We start from the raw sequence: 8,265 nt of genomic DNA, 5'->3' as shown, positions 1-8,265 counted from the left end.
ACGTCCCAGGTGTCGGTGTATTCTTCGCGCGGGTCGCACACGGTCACCTGGTAGTCGAGGCCCGCTGCGATCTGGCAGAGGTAGCGCGAGAGCTGCCCCGCGCCGATCACCAGCATGCGGTAGCGCGGGCCGTGGATCGTGAGCAGGCGCGTATCGTCGAAATCCACGCCATCCGTCGCGCTCGCGGGGCCGAGCGTGGTGTTGCCGGTCGCCATGTCGAGCGTGCGCGCCACGAGTTCGCCGCGCTCGACGGTTTCGAGCAGCGCGCGGATACCCGAGGCCTCGCTCAGCGGTTCGAGCACGAGCTGGATCGTGCCACCGCATGGCAGTCCGAAGCGATGCGCCTCCTCCGCCGTGATGCCGTATTTCACGGCCTCGGGTTTCGTGAGCGTCACGCCCTCGCGGTGCACGCGGTCGATGAGATCGTCCTCGATGCAGCCGCCCGAGACGGAGCCGACCACGAGGCCATCGTCGCGCACCACGAGCATCGCGCCCTCGGGGCGCGGCGACGAGCCCCACGTCTTCACCACTGTCACGAGCATTGCGCGGTGGCCGGCTTCGAGCCAGCGCACGCTCGACTTCAGGACTTCGAGATCCACGCTGTCCATGATCGTTTCCTCTTTTGGGAGTCCTCAGCGCTCTCGCCTTCGCGCTGGCCTTCGGTTTCGCTTTCCGCGTTGCTTGCCGCTTCGCTTTCCACCTGGCTTTCCATCTGGCTCGCGGCTTGCGCGGCGGCCCCGGCACTCGCTTCGCCCGTATCCCGCTGCGCCCCGCCGCCGCCCAGCTGCTTGCCGAAGCGCTTGAAGAATTCGGCGGCGATCTTGCGCGCGGCGCCGTCCACGAGGCGCGAACCGATCTGCGCAAGCTTGCCGCCCACCTGGGCGCTCGCCCTGTATGTGAGCGTGGTCGACGCGTCGCCGTCGGGTTCGAGCGTCACGTGCGCGTCGCCCTTGCCGAAGCCGGCCGCGCCGCCCTGGCCTTCGAAGACGATCTTGTAGCTGCGCGGGGCGTCGATATCGGTGAGCTGCATGCGCCCCTTGAAGCGCGCCTTCACCGGACCCACCGCCGCGGTCAGCGCGACCGCGTAGGTGTTCTCGCCATCGGCTTCGATGCTTTCGCAGCCCGGTATGCACGCCTTCAGCATCGCCGTGTCGTTGAGCGCCTCCCAGGCCCGTTGTTGCGGCACCGGCAGCGCGTGACTTTCGGTCAACTCCATCGTGTTTCTCCTTGTGCAGGGCGCTCATGCGATGTGTGCAATGCGCGTGCCGACTGTGCCGTATCGGCCAGGTGCGCGGGCAAATGCACACGCACGGGCCCATGCGCGCGCGGCGTGGCTTCGCACAGGCTGCGCGCGAACGCTTCCAGGCTGTCGAGATTGTGAACGGGGTAATGCGCGTCGACGTGCGGCAGCATGGCCTGCACGCCGCGCGCCTTCGGTGCGAAGTCGCGGTAGCGCAAGAGCGGGTTGAGCCAGATCACGCGATGCGCGAAGCGATGCAGGCGCGCCATTTCCTGCGCGAGCAGGCCGCTTTCATCGTGATCGAGCCCGTCGGTGACCATCAGCACGGTGGCGCGGCCGCCAAGCATGCGGCGCGCCCAGCGCCGGTTGAACTCCGCGAGTGTCGCGCCGATGCGCGTGCCGCCCGACCAGTCCGCGACCTGGGTGGCGAGCTGCGCGAGCGCGATGTCGGGGTCGCGCTCGCGCAGCGCGCGCGTGGCATGCGTGAGGCGCGTGCCGAACAGGAACACCTGGAGGCGCTCGCGCGACTGCAGGAGCGCATGGCAGAAGTACAGCACGGCGCGCGAATAGCTGCTCATCGAGCCGGAAATGTCGAGCAGCAGCACGAGCGGCAGCTTGCGCTCCACAGGCGCGCGATATTTCCACACGGTCCAGTCACCGCCTGCGCGCACCGCGTGGCGCGCGCTCGCCCGCAAGTCGGCGTGCGTGCCGCGCGACGATGTCTTCAGGCGCCGCGTGCGCTCGGTCGCGAGCGGCAGGCGGCGCGCGCGGATCAGGTGGCGCAGCGCGCGCCATTCGTCGGCGGAAAGCGTGTCGAAGTCGCGCTGGCGCAGACGCTCATCGGCGCTGAAGGTGGCGTGGGCGCGCAGTTCGTGCTCTTCATGCGAGGGCGGCGGCTTTGCGCCGGGCCGCGTGGGCGCGCGCGCCGCGAGCGCATCGGCGAGACGGTTGTTGCGGCGCGGCGGCGGCACGCCGCCATGGACCTTCGGCAGCAGCAGCGCGCGCAGCTTGCCTTCGAAGTCGGGGTCGCGCCAGAACAGCGCGAATGCCGCGTCGAAGATTTCGCGCTCGTCCGGCGCGCTGGTGAGGAGCGCCGCGAGCGCCGCATGCACGTCGTCGCGGCGGCCGAGGTCGATGTGGCGCAGCGCCTCGATGGCGTCCACCGCGCACGACGGCGACATCGGCAATCCCGCGCCGCGCAGCACGCGCACGAAATGCACGAGATTGCGGGCGAACATCGGGGCGGGCACGGGGGCTTCTGTTTGCGCGGAGGCTTCGGGCGCGGGTGTTGGTGTTGGTGTGTCCGAAGGTATGGCTGCGGGTGTGGTTGCAGGTGTCTCCGCAGGTGTCTCATTACGCATCGTTCTCACTCCGCCAGCGCGAGCGTTTGCGCGATGCGCTGCGTGTCGAGCTGCGCAAGGTCGTCCTGGTACTTGAGCAGCACGCCGAGCGTGTCCTGCACCGACTGCGGATCGAGTTCCGTCACCGCGAGCGCGGAGAGCGCACGGCACCAGTCGATCGTTTCCGCAATGCCGGGCGCCTTGAACAGGTCCATCGTCCGCAGCTGATGCACGAACGCCACCGCGCGGTGCTGCAATTGCACGGCGGTTTCGGGCGCGCGCGCGGCCACGATCGCAAGCTCGCGCTCGCGCTCGGGATAGCCGAGCCACTGGTAGATGCAGCGCCTCTTCAGCGCGTCGTGCACTTCGCGCGTGCGGTTCGACGTGATGACGACGAGCGGCGGCTCGCTCGCGCGCACCGTGCCGTATTCGGGAATCGATACCTGGAAGTCCGAAAGGAGTTCGAGAAGGAACGCCTCGAACGGCTCGTCCGCGCGATCGATTTCGTCGATCAGCAGCACGCGGCGTGCACACGGGTTGTTCGGGTCGGGTTGCAACGCTTGAAGCAGCGGGCGCTTCAAGAGGAATTCGTCGCGATAGAGCGTGTCGTTGTGCGGCTTTTCGCCGGCGGCCTCGGCCAGACGCAGCGCCATGATCTGCCGCGGATAGTCCCATTCGTAAAGCGCGCTCGCCGTGTCGAGCCCTTCGTAGCACTGCAGGCGCAAGAGCGTTGTGCCGAGCATCGCGGCGGCGGCCTTCGCGAGCTCGGTCTTGCCCACGCCCGGCTCGCCTTCCAGAAAGAGCGGGCGCTCCATGCGCAGCGCGAGAAAGAGCGCCGTGGCGAGCTCGCGGCTCGCGAAATAGCCGCGCGTTTCGAGCTGCGCGAGCGTGTCGTCGATCGAGGCGGATTGCATGTGGGTCTGCCAACGCGGATCAATGGCGGCGCTCGCTCTCGCGCAGGCTGCGCGCGGGAGCGAGCGCCCTCGGGAACGTCCTCAGCCGTTGGCCCTCGTCACCGCGCGCGCCGCGAGCACCGGGATCAGGTGCGCGCGGTAGGCCGCGCTCGCGTGCAGGTCGGTGTTGAGGTCGTCGGCGGGCATCGTCACCGCGCGCGCGGCTTCGGGTGCGAAATTCGTCTTGAGCGCGTCTTCGAGCGCGCTCGCGCGAAACACCGAAGCCCCGGCGCCCGTGACGGCGACGCGAACGGGGCCGCCCGCCGCCGCATCGGCATACTTCGCGACGAACACGCCCGTGAGCGCGAAGTGCGAGGCCGGATTGGGGAACTTCTCGTAGGCCGCGCGCTCGGGCACCTGGAACTCCACGGCCACGATCAGTTCGTCGGGTTCCAGCGCCGTCTCGTACATGCCGCGAAAGAAGTCGTCGGCCGCGATGCGCCGCCGGTCCGTGACCACCGTGGCGTTCAGGGCGAGCACCGCCGCCGGATAGTCGGCGGCGGGGTCGTCGTTCGCGAGCGAGCCGCCGAGCGTGCCGAGCGCGCGCACCTGCCGGTCGCCGATCTTGCCCGCGAGATCCGCGAGCGCGGGCAGCGCGTTCTGGATCTGGGCGTTCCCCGCGACGTCGGCATGGCACACCGCCGCGCCCACCTTCACGACCTTGCCGTTCACCTCGATCGCTTTCAGCTCGGGAATGCGCGTGACGTCCACGAGCGTGGAGGGCTGCGCGAGCCGCAGCTTCATCGCCGCGAGCAGGCTCTGGCCGCCGCCCAGGAATTTGGCGTCCGTATCGCCCGCGAGGGTCTTCACGGCGCCTTGCGCGTCGCTTGCGCGCTGATAGTTGAATGCGTACATGCGTTGCCTCCGCTTAAGGGTGTGAAGGGGTTTGAGCGGCCTGGATGGCCTGCCACACCCGATGCGGCGTGGCCGGCATCTGCAGGTCCTTCACGCCGAGCGGCGCGAGCGCATCGAGGATCGCGTTGATGACGGCGGGCGGCGAGCCGATCGCGCCCGCTTCGCCGCAGCCCTTCACGCCGAGCGGATTGTGCGTGCACGGCGTGCCCTTCGCGGTCTCCACGGTGTACGAGGGCACGTCGGACGCATGCGGCATCGCATAGTCCATGTACGAGCCCGAGAGCAACTGGCCGCTCTCCTTGTCGTACACGCATTGCTCGAGCATCGCCTGGCCGATGCCCTGGCCGAGGCCGCCGTGCACCTGGCCTTCGACGATCATCGGATTGATGACGTTGCCGAAGTCGTCCACAGCGGTGAAGCGATCGATGCGCGTTTCGCCGGTTTCGGGATCGACCTCGACTTCGCACAGATACGCGCCCGCCGGATAGGTGAAGTTGGTCGGGTCGTAGAACGCGCTTTCGTCGAGTCCCGGTTCGAGCGTCTCCAGCGGGTAGTTGTGCGGTACGTAGGCGGCCAGCGAGACTTCGGCGAAGGTCTTCGTACGGTCGGTGCCCGCCACGCGGAACACGCCATTCGCGAACTCGATGTCCTCCACGCCCGCTTCGAGCAGGTGCGCGGCGATCTTCTTCGCTTTCGCCTCGATCTTGTCGAGCGCCTTCATGATGGCCGAGCCGCCGACGGCGATCGAGCGCGAGCCATAGGTGCCCATGCCGAACGGAATGCGCGCCGTGTCGCCGTGCACGATCTCGATCTGCTCCATCGGCACGCCCAGACGGTCGGAGACCACCTGTGCGAAGGTGGTTTCGTGGCCCTGGCCGTGGCTGTGCGAGCCCGTGAACACGGTGACGGAGCCCGTTGGGTTCACGCGGATCTCGCCGGCTTCGAAGAGGCCCGCACGCGCGCCGAGCGCGCCCGCGATGTTCGACGGCGCGAGGCCGCAGGCCTCGATGTAGCACGAGTGGCCGAGGCCGCGCAGTTTCCCTTGTGCCTTCGATGCGTCGCGGCGCGCGGCGAAGCCGTCGACGTCGGCGAGTTCGAGCGCGCGGGAGAGACACGCTTCGTAGTCGCCGGTGTCGTAGGTGAGGCCCACGGGCGTGGCGTACGGGAAGCTCGTGATGAAGTTGCGGCGGCGAATTTCGGCCGGGTCGATGTTCATCTCTCGCGCGGCCGTTTCCACCAGACGCTCGACCACATAGGTCGCTTCGGGGCGGCCCGCGCCGCGATACGCGTCTACGGGCACCGTGTTCGTGAACACGGCCTTCACCTCGGCGTAGATCGCGGGCGTGGTGTACTGGCCCGCGAGCAGCGTGGCGTAGAGGATGGTCGGCACGCTCGAAGCGAATGTCGAGAGATACGCGCCCATGTTCGCCGTGGTGTGCACGCGCATGGCGAGGAACTTGCCATCTTTATCGAGCGCGAGTTCGGCCTTCGTCACGTGGTCGCGGCCGTGCGCGTCGGAGAGGAAGGACTCCGAACGCTCGGCAGTCCATTTCACCGGACGCCGGATCTTCTTCGAGGCCCACGTGAGCGCGACATCTTCGGCGTACAGAAAGATCTTCGAACCGAAGCCGCCGCCCACGTCGGGCGCGACGATGCGCAGCTTCGTTTCTGCGAGCCCCAGCACGAATGCGGCCATGAGCAGCCGCTCGACGTGCGGATTCTGGTTCGCCACGTAGACGGTGTAGCTGTCGTCGTGCGGCGAGTAGCTCGCGTTCACGGCGCGTGGCTCGATCGCGTTCGGCACGAGCCGGTTGTTGACGATGTCGAGCGTCGTCACGTGCGCGGCCTGCGCGAAGGCGGCGTCGGTTGCGGCCTTGTCGCCGTGGCCCCACGTGTAGCAGGTGTTGTTCGGCACGCTGTCGTGCACGAGCGGCTGGCCCGCGTCGGCGGCGTGCGCCGTGTCGGCGATGGCCGGCAATTCCTCGTAATCGACTTCGATGAGTTCGGCGGCGTCTTTCGCGGCCTTGATCGAATCGGCGATCACGAGCGCCACCTGGTCGCCCACGTGGCGCGCCTTCTCATGCGCGATCACGGGGTGCGGCGGCTCGTGCATCGGCGAGCCGTCGATGCTGTGGATGAGCCAGCCGCACGGCAGGCCGCCCACGTTCTCCGCCGCGAGGTCCGCGCCGGTGAACACGGCCACGACGCCGGGCGCGGCTTTGGCGGCGTTCGTGTCGATGCTCCTGATGCGCGCGTGCGCGTGCGGCGAGCGTACGAACACGGCATACGTTTGTCCCGCCAGGACGACATCGTCGGTGTACTGGCCGGCGCCGGTGAGGAAGCGGAAGTCTTCCTTGCGCTTCACGGGCGCGCCGATCATGCGATTGGGTTCGGGTGCGTTCATGGTGGCCTCCCGAATCACGCGGTGGTGGTGGCGTCCGCGCGCATGCCCTGCGCGCCCGCGACCACCGCCTTCACGATGTTGTGATAGCCCGTGCAGCGGCACAGGTTGCCGTCGAGGCCCGCGCGGACATCCGCTTCGGAAAGGTCGGGCTTTTCGGCGGCCAGCGCGGCGGCGCACATCACCATGCCCGGCGTGCAGAAGCCGCATTGCAGGCCGTGGCATTCGCGGAACGCGGCCTGCATCGGGTGCAGTTCGCCGTTCTTCGCGAGACCTTCGATCGTCGTCACCTCCATGCCATCGCACTGCACGGCGAGCTGGTTGCACGACTTGATCGCGCGGCCGTTCAGATGCACGGTGCAGGCCCCGCACTGCGCCGTGTCGCAGCCGACGTGCGTGCCGGTCAGACGCAGCTGTTCGCGCAGGAACTGGACTAGGAGCGTGTGAGGTTCGACCTCGGCGGTCACGGGTGCGCCGTTGACCGTGAGGCGGATACTGATCGCCATTGATTGTCTCCTGTGTCGACCAGAGTCAATGCCATGGGACCTGGGCAGGCGCCAAAGCGCTAACCCGGATCGCCACGCCGACTCTGGTCCCACGCCCGGAGGGCGTTCGGTCAGAGTCAGCATTGCACTTGACTTGGTCCCATACAAAGTTATGGGATAGAGACCGGCCTGGGCCCGCTTTTCACCTGAATCTTCCGCCATGGCGCCCACTGGAAACTCGCCCGTCTGACGCATTGCGCCTGAATGCGCGCGCAACGCAGACCGCCGCAGAAAAAACGCGGCGGTGGTGGTTCGGGCGAAGCGGGTGGAGCGGAATCTGGGTCCGGCTGGTGCCTTGCTGTTCCGTGAAGCCTGGAGGTGACGCCCGGACAGTAAAGCACAATTTGCCGGTTTGCGCTGCGCGGGGTTTTACTCGCCGGCGCAGGTGCGCCGCGCGAAAAAAACGGCCCGCGCCGAAGATCGGGGCGGGCCGTTGCGTTGCAGCGCAGCGAGATGAGGTGAGGCACACGAGCCTCGAATCGCGCGCTCAGTGATCGTGCGGCGCGTGGTGTGCGTGAGGGGCGTGCGCGAGGCGCGAATGACGGCGCGAATAGCCGAAGTAGATGAAGAGGCCGATCACGGTCCAGACGACGAAGGCCATCCAGGTGAGCGCCTGGAGATTGATCATCAGGAACAGGCACGAGGCAACCGCCAGAACCGGCACGACGGGCACGCCGGGGCAGCGGAACGCGCGCGGGAGGTCAGGGTGCGTCTTGCGCAACACGAGCACGGCGATCGACACCATCGAAAACGCGGCGAGCGTGCCGATGTTGATGAGTTCGGCGAGCACGTTCAGCGGCACGAGCGCGCCGATCAGGCCGAAGAAGATGCCGACGAGCCAGGTCGTGAGGAACGGCGTGGAGAAGCGCGGATGCAGCTTCGAGAGCTTTGGCGGCAGGAGGCCGTCGCGCGACATCGCGTAGATGATGCG

8 protein-coding genes are annotated in these 8,265 nt (G+C 68.0%); all 8 read right to left on the bottom strand.

The features are described from left to right. A partial coding sequence (locus VMJ11_RS25590; protein ID WP_325622998.1) for an XdhC family protein occupies positions 1-608 on the bottom strand: 608 nt, incomplete at its 3' end. Beyond that, a complete protein-coding gene (locus tag VMJ11_RS25585; RefSeq protein ID WP_325622996.1) occupies positions 581-1,216 on the bottom strand; it encodes a carbon monoxide dehydrogenase subunit G in 636 nt (211 codons plus the stop codon). The genes VMJ11_RS25585 and VMJ11_RS25590, both read right to left, overlap by 28 nt. Next, entirely contained in the window at positions 1,207-2,478 is a 1,272-nt protein-coding gene (locus VMJ11_RS25580; RefSeq protein WP_325623000.1) for a VWA domain-containing protein, read from the bottom strand. Before VMJ11_RS25580 ends, VMJ11_RS25585 begins: the two co-directional genes overlap by 10 nt. Positions 2,479-2,606: 128 nt before the next feature. Next, on the bottom strand, positions 2,607-3,494 hold the full coding sequence (locus tag VMJ11_RS25575) for a MoxR family ATPase (protein ID WP_325622994.1): 888 nt from the start codon (positions 3,492-3,494) through the stop codon (positions 2,607-2,609). 81 nt (positions 3,495-3,575) lie between these two features. After that, positions 3,576-4,388 (bottom strand): xanthine dehydrogenase family protein subunit M, encoded by an 813-nt coding sequence (locus tag VMJ11_RS25570; protein WP_325622992.1) that lies wholly within the window; start codon positions 4,386-4,388, stop codon positions 3,576-3,578. A 13-nt stretch (positions 4,389-4,401) separates the two neighbouring features. Continuing rightward, positions 4,402-6,792, bottom strand: coding sequence for a xanthine dehydrogenase family protein molybdopterin-binding subunit (locus VMJ11_RS25565; protein WP_325622990.1), 2,391 nt, complete (start codon positions 6,790-6,792; stop codon positions 4,402-4,404). Between the two features lie 14 nt (positions 6,793-6,806). Further along, on the bottom strand, positions 6,807-7,295 hold the full coding sequence (locus VMJ11_RS25560; protein WP_325622988.1) for a (2Fe-2S)-binding protein: 489 nt from the start codon (positions 7,293-7,295) through the stop codon (positions 6,807-6,809). 526 nt (positions 7,296-7,821) lie between these two features. Beyond that, a partial coding sequence (locus VMJ11_RS25555; RefSeq protein WP_325622986.1) for an amino acid permease occupies positions 7,822-8,265 on the bottom strand: 444 nt, incomplete at its 5' end.

It is taken from the genome of Paraburkholderia sp., assembly GCF_035501035.1.
Lineage (GTDB): Bacteria > Pseudomonadota > Gammaproteobacteria > Burkholderiales > Burkholderiaceae > Paraburkholderia.
Note: the sequence above shows the minus strand (reverse complement) of the source record. Positions and strands in the feature narration are given on the sequence as shown.

Excerpts from the sequence above, each read along its gene's own strand:
- VMJ11_RS25585 (WP_325622996.1), bottom strand. The coding sequence starts at position 1,216 with ATGGAGTTGACCGAAAGTCACGCGCTGCCGGTGCCGCAACAACGGGCC.
- VMJ11_RS25580 (WP_325623000.1), bottom strand. The coding sequence starts at position 2,478 with ATGTTCGCCCGCAATCTCGTGCATTTCGTGCGCGTGCTGCGCGGCGCG.
- VMJ11_RS25575 (WP_325622994.1), bottom strand. The coding sequence starts at position 3,494 with ATGCAATCCGCCTCGATCGACGACACGCTCGCGCAGCTCGAAACGCGC.
- VMJ11_RS25570 (WP_325622992.1), bottom strand. The coding sequence starts at position 4,388 with ATGTACGCATTCAACTATCAGCGCGCAAGCGACGCGCAAGGCGCCGTG.
- VMJ11_RS25565 (WP_325622990.1), bottom strand. The coding sequence starts at position 6,792 with ATGAACGCACCCGAACCCAATCGCATGATCGGCGCGCCCGTGAAGCGC.
- VMJ11_RS25560 (WP_325622988.1), bottom strand. The coding sequence starts at position 7,295 with ATGGCGATCAGTATCCGCCTCACGGTCAACGGCGCACCCGTGACCGCC.